Source organism: Massilia sp. Se16.2.3, from assembly GCF_014171595.1.
GTDB lineage: Bacteria > Pseudomonadota > Gammaproteobacteria > Burkholderiales > Burkholderiaceae_D > Telluria.
Genome location: NZ_CP050451.1, coordinates 3,779,748 through 3,797,976, shown reverse-complemented (window position 1 = coordinate 3,797,976; position 18,229 = coordinate 3,779,748). Strand labels below are relative to the sequence as shown.

14 protein-coding genes and 6 pseudogenes are annotated in these 18,229 nt (G+C 68.6%); 11 read left to right on the top strand and 9 right to left on the bottom strand.

The genetic code is table 11. The annotated features are described in order from the left end of the window. The first annotated feature begins 120 nt into the window (after positions 1-120). The 6 genes and pseudogenes from G4G31_RS17340 to G4G31_RS17320 all read left to right on the top strand — a co-directional run bounded on the left by G4G31_RS17340 (position 121) and on the right by G4G31_RS17320 (position 6,542). A complete protein-coding gene (locus G4G31_RS17340; RefSeq protein ID WP_182988699.1) occupies positions 121-2,895 on the top strand; it encodes a TonB-dependent receptor in 2,775 nt (924 codons plus the stop codon). An 84-nt stretch (positions 2,896-2,979) separates the two neighbouring features. Then, a pseudogene (locus tag G4G31_RS17335) lies at positions 2,980-3,816 on the top strand (glycoside hydrolase family 43 protein); the annotation flags it as partial. A gap of 205 nt (positions 3,817-4,021) precedes the next feature. Next, positions 4,022-5,233, top strand: a pseudogene (locus tag G4G31_RS17330) (aldehyde dehydrogenase family protein). Beyond that, positions 5,142-5,468 (top strand): aldehyde dehydrogenase family protein, encoded by a 327-nt coding sequence (locus G4G31_RS27685; protein ID WP_267873624.1) that lies wholly within the window; start codon positions 5,142-5,144, stop codon positions 5,466-5,468. The pseudogene G4G31_RS17330 and the gene G4G31_RS27685 overlap by 92 nt, the downstream one beginning before the upstream one ends. Positions 5,469-5,537: 69 nt before the next feature. Further along, entirely contained in the window at positions 5,538-5,837 is a 300-nt protein-coding gene (locus tag G4G31_RS17325) for an antibiotic biosynthesis monooxygenase (RefSeq protein WP_182988698.1), read from the top strand. 24 nt (positions 5,838-5,861) lie between these two features. Beyond that, positions 5,862-6,542 (top strand): SOS response-associated peptidase, encoded by a 681-nt coding sequence (locus G4G31_RS17320; RefSeq protein WP_182988697.1) that lies wholly within the window; start codon positions 5,862-5,864, stop codon positions 6,540-6,542. A gap of 189 nt (positions 6,543-6,731) precedes the next feature. Here G4G31_RS17320 and G4G31_RS29310 read toward each other — a convergent pair. Then, positions 6,732-7,349: pseudogene (locus G4G31_RS29310) on the bottom strand (SapC family protein); the annotation flags it as partial. 344 nt (positions 7,350-7,693) lie between these two features. Here G4G31_RS29310 and G4G31_RS17310 point away from each other — a divergent pair. The 5 genes and pseudogenes from G4G31_RS17310 (at position 7,694) to G4G31_RS26570 (ending at position 13,146) form a co-directional block, all read left to right on the top strand. Further along, a pseudogene (locus G4G31_RS17310) lies at positions 7,694-9,010 on the top strand (MFS transporter). 180 nt (positions 9,011-9,190) lie between these two features. After that, entirely contained in the window at positions 9,191-10,819 is a 1,629-nt protein-coding gene (locus G4G31_RS17305; protein ID WP_182988696.1) for an NAD(P)/FAD-dependent oxidoreductase, read from the top strand. Positions 10,820-10,864: 45 nt separating this feature from the next. Next, the gene (locus G4G31_RS17300; RefSeq protein WP_182988695.1) at positions 10,865-11,341 is read left to right on the top strand and encodes a hypothetical protein; all 477 of its coding nucleotides are present in this window, start codon (positions 10,865-10,867) and stop codon (positions 11,339-11,341) included. A gap of 342 nt (positions 11,342-11,683) precedes the next feature. Beyond that, positions 11,684-12,946 carry an FAD-binding oxidoreductase gene (locus G4G31_RS17295; protein ID WP_229425066.1) on the top strand — a complete coding sequence of 421 codons (1,263 nt, stop codon included), beginning with the start codon at positions 11,684-11,686 and terminating at the stop codon, positions 12,944-12,946. Further along, complete coding sequence (locus tag G4G31_RS26570) at positions 12,931-13,146, top strand: BBE domain-containing protein (RefSeq protein ID WP_229425065.1); 216 nt, start codon at positions 12,931-12,933, stop codon at positions 13,144-13,146. The genes G4G31_RS17295 and G4G31_RS26570 overlap by 16 nt, the downstream gene beginning before the upstream one ends. Positions 13,147-13,206: 60 nt before the next feature. Here the strand turns inward: G4G31_RS26570 and G4G31_RS17290 are convergent, their stop codons facing one another. The 8 genes and pseudogenes from G4G31_RS17290 to G4G31_RS17260 all read right to left on the bottom strand — a co-directional run bounded on the left by G4G31_RS17290 (position 13,207) and on the right by G4G31_RS17260 (position 18,216). Next, positions 13,207-14,037, bottom strand: coding sequence for a tetratricopeptide repeat protein (locus G4G31_RS17290; protein ID WP_182988694.1), 831 nt, complete (start codon positions 14,035-14,037; stop codon positions 13,207-13,209). Next, entirely contained in the window at positions 14,037-14,369 is a 333-nt protein-coding gene (locus G4G31_RS17285) for a hypothetical protein (RefSeq protein WP_210283914.1), read from the bottom strand. Before G4G31_RS17285 ends, G4G31_RS17290 begins: the two co-directional genes overlap by 1 nt. Before the next feature lie 465 nt (positions 14,370-14,834). Next, on the bottom strand, positions 14,835-15,200 hold the full coding sequence (locus tag G4G31_RS17280; protein ID WP_182988692.1) for an energy transducer TonB: 366 nt from the start codon (positions 15,198-15,200) through the stop codon (positions 14,835-14,837). 55 nt (positions 15,201-15,255) lie between these two features. Beyond that, positions 15,256-15,513, bottom strand: coding sequence for an alpha/beta hydrolase (locus tag G4G31_RS26565; protein WP_229425624.1), 258 nt, complete (start codon positions 15,511-15,513; stop codon positions 15,256-15,258). A 136-nt stretch (positions 15,514-15,649) separates the two neighbouring features. Then, positions 15,650-16,042: pseudogene (locus G4G31_RS26560) on the bottom strand (alpha/beta hydrolase); the annotation flags it as partial. Positions 16,043-16,224: 182 nt separating this feature from the next. Continuing rightward, positions 16,225-16,993, bottom strand: a pseudogene (locus G4G31_RS17270) (YfaP family protein). Position 16,994: 1 nt separating this feature from the next. Continuing rightward, positions 16,995-17,786, bottom strand: a complete 792-nt coding sequence (locus tag G4G31_RS17265; RefSeq protein WP_182988691.1) for a YfaP family protein — start codon at positions 17,784-17,786, stop codon at positions 16,995-16,997. A gap of 1 nt (position 17,787) precedes the next feature. After that, a complete protein-coding gene (locus G4G31_RS17260) occupies positions 17,788-18,216 on the bottom strand; it encodes a DUF2300 domain-containing protein (RefSeq protein ID WP_182988690.1) in 429 nt (142 codons plus the stop codon). Positions 18,217-18,229 lie beyond the last annotated feature (13 nt).

Below are 18,229 nucleotides of genomic sequence, written 5' to 3'. Positions count from 1 at the left end.
TGGGTGGCGCCAGTTGCCCTCTTTTAGTATGTGATACGTCCCAAGCCGGCTGCGACCGGCCGGCGGCTGGGCCCACGCTTCGGCCAGCCATACGCCATTCATACCAATCAGGAGACTTGCATGACCCGATTCAAAGTCAAGCCGATCTGCGCCGCCATCATGCTGATGTCGGCCTACGGGGCCAGCGCGCTGGCGCAAACCACCACCGAGCCGCAAGCAACGGCAGCCACCGATGCCGCGCCCGAATCGGCCCAGGCGCCGGCCGTCGTGAAAGTCACCGGCCTGCGCCAGAGCCTGCGCTCGGCCGAGGCGATCAAGCGCGACGCGGTGCAGGTGGTCGACGCCATCAATGCCGACGACATCGGCAAGTTCCCCGATCGCCAGGTGGGCGACGCGCTGCAGCGTATCGCCGGCGTACAGGTCGGACGCGACCGCGGCCAGACCAGCTCCGTCATCATCCGCGGCCTGCCCGACGTCGCCACCACGCTCGACGGCAACGAGATCTTCACGGCCGCCGGGCGCCGCCTGTCCTACGAGGACCTGGAAGTGCAGTCGATCGGCGGCCTCGAAGTCTACAAGTCGGCCACGGCCAACCAGTTCGAGGGCGGCATCGCCGGCGCCGTCAACGTGCGCCTGCGATCGCCCTTCGACTTCCCGGGATACACGGTTACCGGTTTCCTGGAAGACCGCGTCCAGAAGACCAACGGCAGCGACGCCACCAAGACCAAGCACAATCCAGCCGGCGGCTTCCTCGTGAGCGATCGCTGGAACACGCGCTTGGGCGAAATGGGCGTGCTGCTCGACGTTGCGCTGCACCGCGAGAATTGGACCTATCCGGTGCAATGGGTGGACCGTCCGACCAACGTGTTTTCGGTCAGCCCGGACGGCACCGCTACCCGCATCGGCAATACGGCGCCGTTCGCGCCCGTGAATGCCGGCGATGTGCTGGGCCAGCTACCCAACATCGGCGGCATCTACAATAGCGGCGACCGCGAGCGCCAGAGCGTGCACGGCGCGTTTTCGTGGAAGATCAGCCCGCAGCTGCAGGCCAGCGCCCAGTACCTGGGTATGGGCTACCAGGGCAAGAGCGCGGTCAACTACATCCTCGACATCGTCACCTGGGCGCCGCGCCTGAACAACGTGGTGCTGGCTCCCCAGGGCAACCACTGCAACACGCCGGTCGGCGTGATCTGCCCGATCCTGTCGGCCAACGCGCCTGCGGCGCAGTTCGGCCCGGGCGCCTACGACTGGGACCCGTACACCGCCACCAGTACCTGGGGCCAGGACGAGCGCACCACGACGAATTACCTGAACCTCGGCCTGCGCTATGCCGAAGGGCCGCTCACGCTCAATACCCAACTGGCTTACACCCGCTCGAAGTTCGTCAACGACACCATCATCGTCGACCAGCAGATTCCGGGCGCCAGCTCCAGCGTGTTCGCCTATGGCAGCGATGGCCACGGCGGCTACAGCGCGGTGACCACGCCCACCAGCGCCAACGCGCTGCGCGACCCGAGCCAGTACGTGCTGCGCGGCCTGGTGCAGAACTGGAACGAGCAGCGGGGCGACCAGTTCCAGCTGCGTTCCGACGCCGTCTATCGTCTCGGTGGCGACGGCTTCTTCGATGCGATCACGGGCGGTATCCGCCTGTCCTCGCGCAAGGCCAGCTACCATGGCGCCGAAGGCCACTCCGACTTCGCAGGTCCCGTGCGCCCGACCCCGATCGGCCAGTTCGGCGTACACTTCGAGGAAATCGTGCCAGGACTGGACCGTCTCGGCGGCCCCTGGGCCACCCCCTCGGCCGACTTCCTGCTCAACAACCGCGACCTCGTGCGCAATGGCTACGGCGCACCGAGCGGCCGCGTGCCGGAAGACCCGACGCGCCTGTTCGACCAGCGCGAAAAGAGCGCCACCCTTTACCTGTCGGCGCGCTTCGGCACCAAGCTTGGCAACATCGACCTCTCCGGCGAGGCCGGCGCCCGCGTCGTGCGCGTGAACCGCGACCTGCGCGGCAAGAGCCAGATCGGCGACGTCGTCAGCGATGTCGACCTGTCGACTTCGGAAACGAACGTCTTGCCGAGCATCGCCGCCACCGTCGGCTGGACCGAAAACCTGCAGTCGCACCTGTCCGCCGGCAAAACCATCACCCGTCCGGGTTTCCGCGAGATGAATCCGGCACTGTCGCTGATTCCGCCGACGGTGAACGCGCCGGGCAGCGGCAATGCCGGCAACCCGAATCTCGATCCGACCCGCTCGACCAACCTCGACGCCACGCTCGAGTACTATTTCGCGAAGAACGGCTATGCGCAGGTGGCGCTATTCCACCGCAAGATCGACGGCTACCTGCAGAACTTCACGGCCGACGAGACCATCGGTGGCCAGGTCTATCGCGTAACGCGTCCGCAGAACTCGGGCGAGGGCACCTTGAAGGGCGCGGAATTCAGTGTCCAGAAGTTCTTCGACTTCCTGCCTGGTATCTGGAGCAATTTCGGCGCCCAGTTCAACTACACCTGGATCGACGGCGAGAACGAAACCAAGACCCAGTTCGGCACCGACAGTTTCGCCAACACCGCGCTGATCGGCGTGGCCAAGCAGAACTACAACCTGGCACTGCTCTATGAAGGCAACGGCATCACCGGCCGCCTGGCTGCGACCCGCCGCGGCGACTATGTCGAGCAGATCGCCGAGCCGCCGTTCAACCAGGACCGCATCGTCAAGGCGAACACCTTTGTCGACCTGAGCATCGGCTATGAGCTGAGCCGCAACCTGTCGCTCCACTTCGATGCGATCAACCTGACGCATGCGAAGTTCAAGAGCGAACTCGGGCCGTATCAGCCGCGCGATATCCGCTACAACCCAACCACGTATGGGCTGAGCCTGCGCTATAAGTTGTAAGGCGACGTCACGCCAGCCGGGTAGCACACGCAAGACCGACGACCGCCCTGCGCCGGGCGGTCGCCGCTTTCCAGGAGACAGAAAGTGCAGCAGACTTACCAGAACCCGGTCTACCCGGAGATCTTCGCCGATCCCTTCGTGCTGAAACACGAGGGCGTCTACTATGCCTACGGCACGGCACCGGGCGGCGCGGATGGGCGCCAGATTCCGGTCCTGCGTTCGACCGACCTGGTGCAGTGGGAGCCCGTCGGGCACGCGCTCGACAACAACGGCGCCGAGCATTACTGGGCGCCGGAAGTCGCTTTCCACGAAGGCCGCTTCTACATGTACTACTCGTCCGGCTCGGCCGACGAGGGCACCGACCAGAAGCTGCGCGTGGCGGTGGCCGAGCATCCGGCCGGGCCGTTTGTCGACAGCGGCAAGATCCTGGTGCCGGACCAGCCGTTCTCGATCGACGCCCATCCGTTCAGGGACAAGGATGGCCAGTGGTACCTGTTCTACTGCGTCGACTTCCTCGAGCTGGAAGACGATCACCGCGTGGGCACCGGCATCGTCGTCGACCGCCTGGTCGACATGACGACCCTCGCCGGCGAGCCGCGCGTGGTGGTGCGCCCGCACGAGGACTGGCACGTGTTCCGCAAGGGGCGCACGATGTACGGGCGGGTCTATGACTGGCACACCGTGGAGGGCGCCTCGGTGCAGGTCCACGACGGGCGCTATTACTGCTTCTACAGCGGCGGCGCCTGGGAGCGCGAGAACTACGGCGTCAGCTATGTGGTTGGCGACCATCCGCTCGGTCCCTACGAACGCCCGCAAGGCGGCCACGAGGCCCTGCTGATGGGCAGCCGGCCCGGCATCATCGGTCCCGGCCACAATTCGTTCACGGTCTCGCCCGATGGCAGCCAGACCTGGATCGTCTACCACGCCTGGGACGAGGCGCAAACGGCGCGCCGCATGTGCATCGACCGCCTCGACTGGGAGGGCGCGCGGCCAACGACGCACGGCCCGACCTCCGCTGCGCAGGCGGCCCCTCGGCCTGAACCACCACGGGGCGGGTGCAGCCGCTGCAAGACGCCCGCGTACAGGGTAAGATGGCGCTTTTCCCAGACACAGGAATCGATACGCCATGACGACGTCCAGCTATCCAGACACCCGCCTCCTCATCGCCAACGAATGGGTCGAGGCCACCGGCGGCAAGACCATTCCGGTCGTCAATCCAGCGACCGGCCAGGCCATCGGCACCGTGGCCCATGCGGCCATCGCCGACCTCGACCGCGCATTGGAAGCGGCGCAAAAGGTTTCGAAGCCTGGCGCCTTGTGCCGGCCGCCGCGCGTGCCGCGGTCATGCGCCGCGCCGCCAACCTGCTGCGCGAACGTGCCGGCGACATCGCCCGCCTGCTGACCCGGGGAACAGGGTAAACCGCTGGCCGAAGCCAAGGGCGAAACCCTGGCCGGCGCCGAGATCATCGACTGGTTTGCCGCCGAAGGCATGCGCGTGTATGGCCGCATCGTCCCGTCGCGCAACCCTGCCGCCCAGCAGCTGGTGCTGAAGGAGCCGGTCGGCCCGGTCGCCGCGTTCACCCCGTGGAACTTCCCGATCAACCAGATCGTGCGTAAACTCGGCGCCGCGCTGGCCACCGGCTGCTCCTTCCTGTGCAAGGCGCCGGAAGAGACCCCAGCCTCGCCTGCCGCGCTGATGCAGTGCTTCGTCGATGCCGGCGTGCCGCCCGGCGTGGTCGGCCTGGTGTTCGGCGACCCGGCCGAGATTTCCGGCTACCTGATCCCGCACCCGATCATCCGCAAGGTCACCTTCACCGGCTCGACGCCGGTCGGCAAGCAACTGGCGGCACTGGTTTGCGCCCACATGAAGCGCGTGACGATGGAACTGGGCGGCCATGCGCCGGTCATCATCGCCGAGGACGCGGACGTCGCCCTGGCCGTCAAGGCCGCCGGCGCCGCCAAGTTCCGCAACGCCGGCCAGGTCTGCATTTCGCCCACCCGCTTCCCGGTGCACAAGGCGATCAAGGACGAATTCACGCGCGCGCTGGTCCAGCATGCCGAAAGCTTGAAGCTGGGCGACGGCCTGGCGGACGGCACCAACCTGGGGCCGCTGGCCAACGCCCGCCGCGTGAGCGCGATGGCCAAGGTGGTCGAGGATGCGCAGGCGCAGGGCGCCGTCGTCGCCACCGGCGGGGGCACGTGTCGGCGAAGCCGGCAACTTCTTCGCGCCGACCATTCTCGCCGACGTGCCCCTGACGGCCTCGGTCTTCAACGACGAGCCTTTCGGCCCGATCGCGGCCGTGCGCGGTTTCGAGACCCTGGAAGAAGCGATCCTTGAGGCCAATCGCCTGCCTTACGGCCTGGCCGGCTACGCCTTCACCCGTTCGATCAAGAACGCCCAGCTCCTGATGAACCGCATGGAAGTGGGCATGCTGTGGATTAACCAGCCGGCGACGCCAAGCGCCGAACTGCCGTTCGGCGGCATCAAGGATTCGGGCTATGGCACCGAAGGCGGCCCGGAGGCGATGGAGGGCTACCTCAACACCAAGGCCGTGTCGATGGTGGGCATCTAGGCGTCTGATATGCCGGGCCGGCCGTGCAAACGGCCGGCCCGTACGTTTTCCCCTCAGTGAAGGAAGAAGATGGTCATCGAGAGTGCGGAGTTCCTGATCAAGGCAGGGATGGAAGAGGCGTTTGAAGCGGCGGTGCGCGAAGCGACGCCGCTGTTCCGGCGTGCGCGCGGCTGCGAGGGCATGGAAGTCCAGCGCGGCATCGAGCACCCGCGCAGCTACCGCCTGCTGGTGCGCTGGCAGACGGTCGAGGACCATAACGTCCACTTCCGCGGCAGCGCCGACTTCACCGAGTGGCGCTGCCTCGTTGAACACTGCTTCGACGGCACGCCGTCCGTGAGCCACCTGGCTACGGTCCACCAAGGGTTTTAGGGCGCGCAGCCATGTGCCGCAGTCATGTGTGTTAACTACCGCCCGCCGACACCGGAGCAATTCGGTTCGCTCGGCGCCTTCAGCGAGCTGCCTGCGGACTGGCGCTGGCCGGAAGAGACCTGGAAGGATTACGACGCGCCCATCGTCCGGCGCGGCGAGAACGGCAGGCGAGAAGCCTGCCTGGCCAGCTACGGCATGGTCCCGCGGCGCATGATTCCGCCCGAGATCAAGCCCTTCGATACGATGAACGCGCGTGCCGAATCGCTGGCCGAACGGCGTTCGTTCGCGCCGAGCTGGCGCCGCCTGCAGCTGTGCGCGGTGCCAATGGCCTGGTTCTACGAGCCCTGCTACGAGAGCGGCCGCGCCGTGCGCCATGCGATCGGCATGCGCGACGATGCGTTGTTCTATGTCGCCGGCCTGTGGCGCGACTGGGCCGAGCCGGATGGCGGCGTGTCGACCTCGTTCACCCAGATCACCATCAACGCGGACGAGCATCCGCTGCTGCGGCGGATGCACCGGCCGGGCGACGAAAAGCGCTCGCTGGTGGTGCTGCCGCATGAGGAGGTCGACAGCTGGCTGGCCTGCGGCGACCTGGAGCTGGCGCGCAGCTTCCTGCGCCACTATCCGGCCGAGCGCATGCGCGACTGGCCGGCGCCGAACGCGCCGCGTAAACCATCCGCGCCGGTCAACCTCGAATTGTTCTAGGACGCGCGCCGCCCTGCGCCCACTCCAGGCGGGCGCAGGGGCAGTGCGCAGCCCCCTTAGCCGGCCTGGTCTTGCGCGGCCTTCTGCTCGGCCAGGCGCGCGTCCAGGCGCAGTGCCCGGGCGCTCGCCCCGGGACAGCGACATCAGGTGCGCGTGGATGGCGTACAGGGCGCCCGAGCGGTGCAGTTCCAGCACCGTCGCGTCGTCCAGCGCCATCAGCTTGTCGCGGTCGACGACGTGGACGCCATTGAGCGCGTAGCGCTGCTCGCCGCGCACCATTTCCATCGTACGCGGCACCAGGAGGCCGGCCTCGGCGATGCGCTGCGCCATCTGCGCCGTCTGCTGCATCTGGGTGTGGAACAGCTCCAGGAAGGCGATGGCGTCCTGCAGCAGCTGGGACGGGCCGCCCTGTTCGTCAAACAGGGGCGTGCCCGATTCGCTGGTCATGCGCGGCGATGCCTCGTCGAAGCAGACGGTCAGCTCGCCACCCTGGGCGCCGCCTTCGGCCAGCACGAAGGGGTAACGGCGGGCGAAAGCGGGCAGGTAGGTGCCGCTCTCCCAGTTGCCGTCGGCGTCGACGAACAGGTTTTCGCCGTCGCGCATGCCCATGATGGCGGCCACGGTGTACGGCTGGCCTTCGCCGCCGATGAAGACGACCGGATAGTCGCGGGCGGCATCGGCGATCTCGCTGGCGGCGAGCAGCATCGAGTTGGTGCCGGCGGCGTAGGCGAAATCGGTCGACGCGGTGTCGAGCTTGAGGTTGCGGTGCGCCTCGCGATTGAGGGCGACGGGGCTGCTATAGAACATCATCGAGGCCAAGATCATTCCTTGTGATTGGTGCCCTGTGCGGGCGGCTGGTACGAAAGTCGTCTTCCCGGCGCGGACCTGGTGCCGCGCGTCGAAGCGTCGCTATTCTGGCAAGTTTCGGCGCAAACCCAAAGCGCTACTCAGCATTTATGTCCAAAACGCCCAGATTGTTGTTTCTTGGGTAATGAAAACGGCGTGGGAACCGGGCGGCGACGCATGGTTTCTCCCGGTTATGTCTTCCAATGCACAGTGCGCGCCGGTTTTCTTCTGCAGACTGGCTGTGCTGCCTTGCGCCCGGCCGCAAGCGCAAGGGCGAGGCAGCCGTTTCTTCAAAGGGGAGCACGATGGCGCATGGGACAGCGACAGTGGAGCAGGGCTTGCAGGCGGCCGGGGTCGGCCGCTTCCAGTACCGTCTTTTCCTGATTTTCGGCCTGGTCTGGATGGCCGACGCCATGCAGGTGCTGTCGATCGGTTTCAGCGCGCCCTCGATCGCGCGCAGCTTCGGCCTGTCCACCCCGCAGGCGCTCGAAACGGGGACCCTGTTTTTCGTCGGCATGCTGGTCGGCGCCTTCGGCTTCGGGCGCCTGGCCGACCGCATCGGGCGCCGGCCCGTGCTCATCGCCACCGTCGTGCTCGACGCCTGCTGCGGGTCGCATCGAGCTTCGCGCCCGACTTCTCCCGGCTGCTGGCGCTGCGCTTTGCCACCGGCATCGGCGTTGGCGGCACGCTGCCGGTCGACTACACGATGATGGCCGAGTTCCTGCCGAGCGACCGGCGCGGGCGCTGGCTGGTGCTGCTCGAGTCCTTCTGGGCGGTCGGCACCATCGCGCTGGCCGTGCTGGCACTGGCGGCGCTGCGGTGGGGGGGATGACGCCTGGCGCGTGATCTTTTTCGTGACCGGCCTGCCGGCGCTGGTCGGCGTGGTGCTGCGCCCCTTCGTGCCGGAGTCGCCCATGTACCTGCACCGCAGCGGCAGGCTGGAGGAGGCGCGCGCGGTGCTGGCCAGGGTCGCCGCCGTGAACCGCCGCACGGTCGCCATCCCGGCGCTGCAGCTTGACACCGCGCCGAAACATGGCCTGGGGGCGCTCTTTGCCGGCGGCCTGCGCCGCCGCAGCCTGGCCCTGTTCGCGGCCTGGGCGCTGATCTCGATCGCCTATTATGGCGTCTTCGTCTACCTGCCCGTGAAGCTCGCGTCCCAGGGTTTCGGTTTCATGCGCGGCCAGGAATTCCTGATCCTGCTGGCCCTGGTGCAGCTGCCGGGCTTTGCGCTGTCGGCCTATGGGGTCGAGCGCTGGGGACGCCGGCCGACGCTGATCGGCTTCCTGCTGCTCAGCGCCCTGGGCTGCCTGTTCTACAGCCTTGGCGACGCCACCGCCGTGGTGGTCGGCTCGACGCTCCTGATGAGCTTTGCGCTGCTGGGCACCTGGGGTGCGCTGTATGCCTTCACGCCCGAGGTCTATCCGACCGACCTGCGCGCCAGCGGCATGGGCCTGGCCGGGGCAGTGGCACGCTTCGGCGGCCTGTTCGCGCCGGCCATCGTGGCGCCGGTGATGGCGACCCGCTTCACGCTGTCGCTGCTGATGCTGGCCGCCTTCCTGGTACTGGGCGCCGTGGCGATCGCCTGCGTCGACGTGGAATCGCGCCAGCGCGCCCTGGAGTAATCGGAGCGTGTGACAACACTTCCAGGGCAAGGCGCAGCGGCGAAGACAGTACGCGTGTACGGCGAGCCGCCGCAACGCAGCGATGGGAGTGTAGTCACGCGCTCCGGGAACCCATCATTCTGGGAGGTGCGCCATGCCCCATTCTGGGCCACAATGGGCGCCTACTCGGGGAGGATTCAGATGCGCGACGCAGTCATCATCGGGGCGGGCCACAATGGCCTGGTATGCGCCTTTTACCTGGCACGGGCCGGCCTGAAGGTCACCGTACTCGAAGCGCGCGAGGTCGTCGGCGGGGCGGCCGTCACCGAGGAGTTCCACCCGGGCTTTCGTAATTCCGTCGCGGCCTACACCGTGTCGCTGCTGAATCCGAAGGTAATCCAGGACATGAACCTGGCGGGCCACGGCCTGCGCGTGGTCGAGCGGCCGCTGTCGAACTTCCTGCCTTTCGAGGACGGCCGCTACCTGAAGATCGGCGCCGGCCGCACGCATGCCGAAGTCGCCAGGTTCTCCCAGCGCGATGCCGACCGGCTCGATGCCTTCCACGCCCAGCTCGATGGCGCCGCCGACCTGCTGCGCGAACTGGTGCTGCAAACACCGCCGAACCGCGTCGACGGGGGATGGCTGGCGGTGCTGCCCGAGCTGCTCAAGGCGGGCAAGCTGGGCAAGCGCATGGCCAGGCTGCCTTTGACCAGCCAGCGCGAACTGCTCGACCTGTTCACGAAGTCGGCCGGCGACTACCTCGACGGCTGGTTCGAGAGTGCGCCGATCAAGGCCGCCTACGGCTTCGACAGCGTGGTGGGCAACTATGCCAGCCCGTATGCGCCCGGCTCGGCCTATGTGCTGTTGCACCACGTGTTCGGCGAAGTCAACGGCAAGAAGGGGACCTGGGGCCATGCGATCGGCGGCATGGGTGCGATCACCCAGGCCATGGCGAAAGCCGTGGGCGCACTCGGCGTGGAGATCCGGACCGCCAGCCCGGTGGCCGAAGTGCTGGTGGGTGGCGGCCGGGCCAGCGGCGTCGTCACCGCGAAGGGCGAGCGGCTGGACGCGCGCGTGGTCGTCTCGAACCTGAACCCGCGCCTGCTCTATACCTCCCTGGTGGATGCGGTCGCGCTGCCCGAGGACTTCCTGCGGCGCATGCGCGGCTGGCGCTGTGGTTCAGGGACCTTCCGCATGAACGTGGCGCTGTCGGAACTGCCGGACTTTCGCTGCCTGCCCGGGCGCGAGGCGGCCGAACACCACGGCAGCGGCATCATCATCGCTCCCAGCCTGGCCTACATGGAACGCGCCTGGATGGATGCGCGCACGCAGGGGTGGTCGCGCGAGCCGATCGTCGAACTCCTGATCCCGTCGACGCTGGACCCGACGCTGGCGCCGCCCGGCCAGCACGTGGCCAGCCTGTTCTGCCAGCATGTCGCGCCCCAGCTGCCCGATGGCGCCAGCTGGGACGCCCATCGCGACGAGGTCGCGGATTTGATGATCGCCACCGTCGACCGCTACGCGCCGAATTTCAAGCGTTCGGTGCTGGGCCGCCAGATCATGAGCCCATTGGACCTGGAACGCAGCTTCGGCCTGGTCGGCGGCGACATCTTCCACGGCGCGCTCGGGCTCGACCAATTGTTCGCGGCGCGGCCGATGCTGGGCCATGCCGACTACCGCGGTCCGGTCAAGGGCCTGTATACCTGCGGCGCCGGTACCCATCCGGGCGGCGGGGTCACCGGGGCGCCGGGCCACAACGCCGCGCGCGAAGTCCTGCGCGACGTGCGCGCATTTCCGCATCGCGAAGAGCGCGTCCGCGAGGCAGGCTAGGCGACTTCGACGCGGCCGAAAAACCCATACTGCAGGCTGGCGGCGATGCGCCGCGCCGCCGCCGCCGAAGCCTTCCGCCACTTCGGGCGCGAACAGCCGGTGCACATGGGACTCGAACAGGCCCAGCCAGCGCCGGAAATGCTCGGGCGCGATGCCCTGCAGCGCCATGTGCTTGCCGTACACATTGCCCTTGAATTCGCCGCTCGACAGCATCACGGACGACCAGAAGTCGACCATGCGCGCCAGGTGAGGCTCCCAGTCGGCGCCGATGGCGGCGTCGAACACGGGACCGAGCGTGCTGTCGCGGCGGATGTCGGCATAGAAGTCGTGGACCAGGGTGGCGATCGAATCGCGGTTGAGCTCGGTGTTCATGATGTGGGCGAATGGCGAAGAAAGCTGCAGACTGCATTCTGGCAGATTCCACCGTGCCGGGCGGCCCGCAAAAAGCTCGCTCGCTTCTTGTCATTACGATATGCTCTTGGGAAACTATACGAAGCTGCCGTTCACAAGGGGGGACAATGAAACGACGGGAAGTTCTGGGGATGATGGGTTCGGTCGCACTCCTGCCAGGCGCCCTGCCGGCCAGGGCGCTGGCACAGGGCAAGCCGGCGCCGTTGCCGCATATGCGCGCGCGGCCGGGCAGGGCGGGATGGCCGGGCGCGCGCGAATGGCAAGCGCTGCGCGACGAGGTCGGGGGCCGCCTGTCGAGCCCGGTTTCGCCCTTCGCTCGCGGGCAGAGCGACGCCGTCCGCAAGGGAAGCCCTGGCCGGTATCAGGAACCCCTTCTATATCGGCGACCATGCGGCGCTGACCCAGACCAGCGGCTGGCAGGACGCGTGGGAATCGCGCCCGAGCAGCTACGCAGTGGCTGCGCAGGATGCACGCGACGTTGCCGCCGCCGTCAAGTTCGCACGGCGCCACAAGCTGCGCCTGGTGGTCAAGGGCGGCGGCCACAGCTACCACGGCGCCTCGAATGCGCCGGATTCGCTGCTTGTGTGGACGCGCAAGATGAACGCGGTCGGCATGCACGAAGCCTTTGTCGGCCAGGGCTGCCCACCTGAGTCGGCCCAGGCGGCGGTGAGCGTGGGCGCCGGCGCCATGTGGGCCGATGCGTATTCCGCGGTCACCACCCGTGGCGGGCGCTACGTGCAGGGCGGCGGCTGCACCACCGTCGGCGTCGCCGGGCTGGTGCAGGGCGGCGGCTTCGGCAGCTTCTCGAAGCGCTTCGGCACGGCGGCGGCCAACCTGATCGAGGCGGAAGTCGTCACCGCCGACGGCGAGGTCCGCATCGCCAATGCGGTCACCAATCCCGACCTGTTCTGGGCCCTGAAGGGCGGCGGTGGCGGCAGCTTCGGCGTGGTCACGCGCCTGACCTTGAGAACCCATCCGCTGCCGGCGTTCTTCGGTGCGGTGTTCGGCGAGATCACGGCCGCCACGCCCGAGGCTTGGCGCGCCCTGGTGGCGCGCTTCGTCGACTTCTATGCCACCAGCCTGTTCAATGAACACTGGGGCGAGACGGTCTCGCTGCGCGAGGGCAAGCGGCTGAAACTGTCGATGGTGTTCCAGGGGCTGGACCGCGCCCAGGCCCAGGCAGTGTGGGCGCCATTCTTCGCCTGGGTGCGCGAGCGCAAGGAATACAGTGTCAAAGAGCCGACCGTGATGGCCGTACCGGCGCGCGAATTCTGGAACCCGCGCTTCTTCGCCCAGCACGCTCCCGGCATCATGACGATGGACGGCGGCGCCCAGGCCTCGCCCGACCGCTTCTTCTGGACCGGCGACGGCGAGCAAGCCGGCTGGTTCATCCACGGCTACCAGTCGGCCTGGCTGCCGGCGAAGCTGCTCCACGCCGAGGGCCAGGCGCTGCTGGTCGAGGCACTGTGCGCAGCGGCCGCCCAGTGGGATTTCGAACTGCATTTCAACAAGGGCCTGGCCGGCGGTGCCCGGGAGGCGCTGGCCGCGACCGGGAATACATCGATGAACCCGGCCGTGCTCGATGCCTTCGCGCTGGCGATCATTGCCGGCGGCAGCGGTCCGGCCTATCCGGGCCTGCTCGAGAAGCCGCGCGACGAGGAGCGCGCGCACGGGGCGCGGCGGCCAAGATCCGAGGCGCGATGGACGCGCTGCTGAAAGCTGCGCCGAACGCGGGCGCCTATGTTTCGGAAAGCGATTATTTCCGGGAACGCTGGCAGGATGCCTACTGGGGCAGCCATTATGCCCGGCTCCTGCGGGTGAAAGACGCGCTCGATCCGGGGCGGCTCTTCCATGTCCACCACGGGGTGGGTAGCGAAGGCTGGAGCGCGGACGGTTTTAGCCGCGACCGGCGCTAGGGACGCGCCCGCGCCGGCGCAGGGCTTGCCGCGTCAGGCGACGGCCCTGCCTGTGCTACGCTATTTCGCCCGCTTCGCCTGGCGCGCGGGCGCCGCACCCATGCCCTTGGCCAGCGCGTCCACGCGCGCTTGCGCCTTGCGCTTTGGCGCGGCACCGGCTTCGCCCGCGGACGCCCACACCGCTACCGCGTGCTCCAGCGAAGCGAGCGCGCCGGCGCGGTCGCCCTGGCCCGTGGCGATGTCGGCCTGCGCTTCCGGGATCGGCGCGAGCCTCGCCGGCGGCGCCTGGCTGCGCTCGGCGCGTTCGCGCTGGCGCGCAGCCAGCGGCGCGGCGGCGGCATAATCCTTCAGCGCCGGTGTAGCGCCGCCATTTCGTCTTCGGCGGCGATGACGTCGGGGTGGTCCTTGCCGAGGCGCGGCAGCAGTGCGGCATGCACCTGCTGCTGCAGCGCCAGCGCGCGCGGGGGTGTCGCCTCGCGTACGGTACAGTGCTCCCATGGCGGCCAGTATGCGGTTGACCTTGTAGACGTGCACCATTTCGGGAGCCGGATAGCCGCGCAGTGCCGTCTCGTACAAGGGCAGTGCCGCGTCCAGTTGCCCCTGCGCATGCAGTATTTCGCCCAGGTCGCTCTGGATATCGGCGGCCATCGTACGCAGCGAGGACACGTCGGCCTTGCTCCGGGCGAGCTTTGCCGCTGCGGCCGCGGCATCGATCTGGCGGCCTTGCGCGAGCGCGGCCTCCTGGCTGGCCGCCGCCGCGGTCATGCTGGCGTCGGCGCGTGCACGCTCGGCGGTATAGCGCGCCAGCGCTTCCCGGCCAAGTGTCGCGGCCCCGGCCAGGTCGCCGGCGCGCACGCGCGCGGCCATGTCCTGTTCGAGCTGCTTGTGCATCAGGTAGGGTGTCGGCGCTTCCACAGGCGGTCGCTGCAGGGGGGCGCGCTCAAGGCTTGCGCTTCCTTGTAGCGCAGTTGCGCATACAGGACGCTGGCCAGCTCGAAGTCGAGGCGGCGCAGCAGGGCGCCATCCTGCGGGTTGGCCGTCCGTGCCTGCTCACGGAGGCGCTTGAGGAGCGTCTCGGCGCGGGTATTGTCCTGCGCCCGGTAGTAGTAGCCCGCGGCAGCCAGGTAGCCATCGAGCCGGTCCTGCGCCAGCGGCGCGCTGTCCGCTTCGAGCAGGGCAGACAGGCGCGGTGCAATGGGCTTGAGCACGGCATCGTCGCGCATCGCCCCGGCCACCGGGCCAGGTCGCGCAGGATCGACTCCGCCAGTCTGGTGTCGCCCGCCTTGTCGGCCGCGCCCAGCGCGCTTTCCAGTTCGCCCAGCGCCAGTGGGCAGTGGTGGGCCAGCAAGTCGCGCCGCCCGCGCTGCCACAGGCGGCTGGCAAGTTCTGCGTTCGGTTGCGCCGCGGCCCAGATCGTACGCGCACGCCCGAGCAGGTCGAGCGCGCCTGGCCGGTCCTTCGGCGTCGCGGCGGCATTGCCCGTGTGCCGGGCGAGGGCGCCGGCGGAGTCGGCCAGCGCCTCGGCCAGCAGCAGCTCCTGCGCGCCCGGGTTGGCCCTGGCCTTTCCAGGGCCGCATCGGCGCGCGTGAGCGCAGCAGGGTCGGCGTGCCGCGACGGGCCGCAGCTTACGGAAGCGGCCTGCACGTGCGCGCAGGCGCCCGCCACCAGCAGGGAAAGGAGGGCGCGCTTCATTCGAGGCTCCAGATGTACTGGACGTACATCGTCATCTGCACCGGATCGCCGTCGATACTGGCGGGGCGGAAGCGGCATTGCGACAGCGCCGAATAGGCGGCGGCGTCGAGGGCGCGATAGCCGGAGCTGCTCGCGACGCGCGTCGCAAGCAGGCGTCCGTCCGCACCCACCGTGAAATGCAGAGTGACGCTGCCTTCCTCCTCGTTACGCGCCGAGCTGCGCGGGTATTCGGGTTTCGGGCACAGCTCCCACGACAGCACTTCGGCATCCAAAGCCTGGCGCGCGAACCTGGGAAAATAGGGAACCTCTGCCGAGGCGAGCGCGGGCAGTATCAGGGCGGTGGAAAGGAGAAGGGAACGCATCGGGATCAGGGTTGGAGTTGAGGGACAAGGGCGGACAGACCGCCTCGCGGCAGGTTCATGCCGGATCGAGCAGCCCGCGGCCGTGCAGCCATTCCTCGGCGCGGCGCGGCCAGGTCGATGCCGTGCCCAGGCCGGGACGCATCGCCATGCCGTGCTCCCCGTGCTCGAACAGGTACATCTCCGCCGGCACCTTGGCGCGTACCGGGGCCTGGTAGAACAGGATGCTGTTCTCGACCGGCACCGATTCGTCGGCCTGGGTGTGGATCAGCAGGGTCGGCGGCGTGGCGCGCGTGACCTGGCGCTCGAGCGACATCAGGGCGATGTCGGCGGCGGTTTGGCGCGGCGCCCAGCAGGGCCTTGCGCGAACCGGCGTGCGCCGCCGCTCCGTCCATCGCGATCACGGGGTACATCAGCAGCATGAAGTCGGGGCGGGCGCTGACGCCGTCCAGCTCGGCGCCTGTGCGCCCGAGCGGATGCTCGAACAGGGTGCCGGCGCAGGCAGCCAGGTGGCCGCCGGCCGAACTGCCCATGACGCCGATACGGTCCGGGCGCACGCCGTGGCGGCTCGCGCCCGCGCGGACCAGGCGCACGGCGCGCAGGACGTCGCGCAGCGGCGCCGGATGGCCGAATTCGGCCAGGCGCGAGGTGAGCACGAAGCTGGTGACGCCCAGGCTGCCCAGCCAGCGCGCGTACTGTTCGCCCTCGCGCACCGTGGACAGGCGCACATAGCCGCCGCCCGGGCAGATGACGACGGCGGTGCCGTTGGCGCGATCGGGCGAGGGAGCGAAGACAGTCAGCACCGGTTCGCTGACATTGCTGGTGCGGCCGTCCTCGACGCGCATCGGACCGAGGCCTGGCTTCGCACCGGGCACGCCCTCGGGCCAGAGGGAAATCGTCTCCGGCGCCGGGCCGAATGCGGGCAGGATGGCGGCGGAGGCGCCGGGCGCGCCCGCGGCCAGCAGCATCCCGGCGGCGGCTTGGGTCATCAGGGTTCTCCTGTCGCGGTTCATGCGAGTCTTGGGGCTCAGGGAAAGACGAAGGATTTTACCAGCGTCAGTTCGCCGGGCGCTCGCATCGGCACCTGGAAGGTCTGCTGCTTTTCCCGGGGCGTGTTCTCGTTGCTGATGATCGTCACCCGGGCGACCGTCAATGCGGCACTTTTATCGTCAACCGCGCCTCCACCGCCGAAGTAATTCACCCAGACCTGGTAGGCGCCCGCGAGCGGCGCCGCGCTGGCGAAGATCTCGGGACCATAGCCGGTGGTGACGTCGACGTCGAGCGCGCCGCCATTGGGCATGACGCGGCTGCCGTACCAGGCGTGGGCGCCATCGGGACCGACCACGTGCATGTCGAGGTCGGTGCCTGGCGTATCCCAGGACAGCACCACGCGCAGGCGTGACTGGGTCTTGCCGCTGTAGCCGTCGTAGAACTGGGTGCGGGCGCGGGAGCCGCCGCCGGGTGAGCGTAGCTCGACGCCGTTCGACCCGCTGCCGAAGCTGTAGGGACGGGCGAAGCTGCCGTCTTCCTGCACCTCGATCGGCATGGCGACACCGTTCACGACCAGCGTCGCCGGCTTGCGCTTGGGCGCGCCGGCGATGCGGCCGCGGATTTGCGCCGTCTCGCCCTGGTTCCGGCTGCATGCCGACAGAGGCGGCAGGATAGTTGACGGATTGGCTGTACTCCTCGCGCGCACCCTGTGAATTGCGCCAGCCTCCGCGCGGCGCATCCAGCGTGACCTGCGCACCCGCGCTGGCCGCGGCAAGGCACAGCACCATCCAGAATCGATTCTTCATCCTAGTACACGAAAGATTTGACGAGGGTGAGCTCGCCGATGCTGCGAAGGGGGATCACCAGGTCTTCGCGCCGCTCGCGCGCCGTGTTTTCGTTGAAGACCAGGGTGACCCGGCTGGTGATGATGGGCCGCTGGCGCGTGCTTTCGTCGAAATGGTAGCCGCTGTCGCCGAAATTGCCCCAGTAGTTGATCCAGACCTGGTAGAGCCCGCGTAGCGGCGTCGTCATCGTGAACATCTCGGGCCCCGGCCCGTCGACGCTGTCGGCATCGAGCCCGCCGCCATTGGTCAGGAAGGGATGGGCCCAGTAGGCGTGCTGGCCATCGGGCGTGACGATGTGCAGGTCGATCTCCGCCTGGTTGTCGTCCCAGGCGCCGAGTATGCGGAGGGTAGGCTGCGGCCGGCTGCGGTCGGCCTCGTAGAACTGCACGCGTTTCACGGGCTTGCCGTCGGGGCTGCGGATCTCGACGCTGTTCGAACCGCTGCCGAAGGAGTAGCCGCGCGCGAAGCGGCCTTCCTCATCGAGGTAGAGCGGCGTCGGGTTGCCGTTGACGACGAGCTTGTGGAAGGGGCGCTTGTGGCCGGCCGCCTGCAGGCGCCCGCGGATCATGGTGCGGCCCTTCTGGGCACCGCGGTCGATCAGGTTGTACGGGTAATTCACGGCCAGCTCGTCGGACCTGTCGACCAGGCCGGCGCGCTTCCAGCCGCCGACGGGCGTCTCCAGCGTCGTTTGCGCCGGCAGCGGGGGGCAGGCGCAGGCGGCGGCCAGCGCGAGCAGGATGGGTAGGCGCGGCATCTCAGAAGCTCCCGAGGTTGGCGTCGAGGAGGCGCCGTGCCAGGCCCCTCGACATAGGTTTCGTCCTGCCCGCGCGGATGGCGCCGCAGGGCGATGTGCAGGTATTCGTGGGCCAGCGTGATGCGGTCTTCGCGCGTGGCCAGGGGACGCATGAAAACCCGGTTGCGCGACTGTTCGGGTAGGGCGCGCCGCCATTGAGCGCGCAGACCAGCGGCAGTTGCGGCGGGCGTTCGTAGCCCGGCTGGGTCAGCAAGATGCGTTCCCAGCGCGGCAGGGCCGTAGCGAGCCAGGTTTCGTTCTCGAACAGGCGGCGGCAGCGCGCCCCGACCCCGGCGATGCCGAGCACGCCGCCCGGATAGGCCTGCGCCAGGATGGCGTCGAAGCCTTGTCCGGCCTCGGCCTGGCGCACGGCATGGGTCCAGGCCAGCACACCGGGCCCCGGG

Bases quoted from the DNA above. Each gene is read 5' to 3' on its own strand.
- G4G31_RS17325 (WP_182988698.1), top strand. From the start codon at position 5,538: ATGGTCATCGAGAGTGCGGAGTTCCTGATCAAGGCAGGGATGGAAGAG.
- G4G31_RS17340 (WP_182988699.1), top strand. From the start codon at position 121: ATGACCCGATTCAAAGTCAAGCCGATCTGCGCCGCCATCATGCTGATG.
- G4G31_RS17300 (WP_182988695.1), top strand. From the start codon at position 10,865: ATGCGCCGCGCCGCCGCCGCCGAAGCCTTCCGCCACTTCGGGCGCGAA.
- G4G31_RS17265 (WP_182988691.1), bottom strand. From the start codon at position 17,786: ATGCCGCGCCTACCCATCCTGCTCGCGCTGGCCGCCGCCTGCGCCTGC.
- G4G31_RS17290 (WP_182988694.1), bottom strand. From the start codon at position 14,037: ATGCACAAGCAGCTCGAACAGGACATGGCCGCGCGCGTGCGCGCCGGC.
- G4G31_RS17285 (WP_210283914.1), bottom strand. From the start codon at position 14,369: ATGCGCGACGATGCCGTGCTCAAGCCCATTGCACCGCGCCTGTCTGCC.
- G4G31_RS17320 (WP_182988697.1), top strand. From the start codon at position 5,862: ATGTGTGTTAACTACCGCCCGCCGACACCGGAGCAATTCGGTTCGCTC.
- G4G31_RS26570 (WP_229425065.1), top strand. From the start codon at position 12,931: ATGGACGCGCTGCTGAAAGCTGCGCCGAACGCGGGCGCCTATGTTTCG.
- G4G31_RS26565 (WP_229425624.1), bottom strand. From the start codon at position 15,513: ATGTCGCTCGAGCGCCAGGTCACGCGCGCCACGCCGCCGACCCTGCTG.
- G4G31_RS17280 (WP_182988692.1), bottom strand. From the start codon at position 15,200: ATGCGTTCCCTTCTCCTTTCCACCGCCCTGATACTGCCCGCGCTCGCC.
- G4G31_RS17305 (WP_182988696.1), top strand. From the start codon at position 9,191: ATGCGCGACGCAGTCATCATCGGGGCGGGCCACAATGGCCTGGTATGC.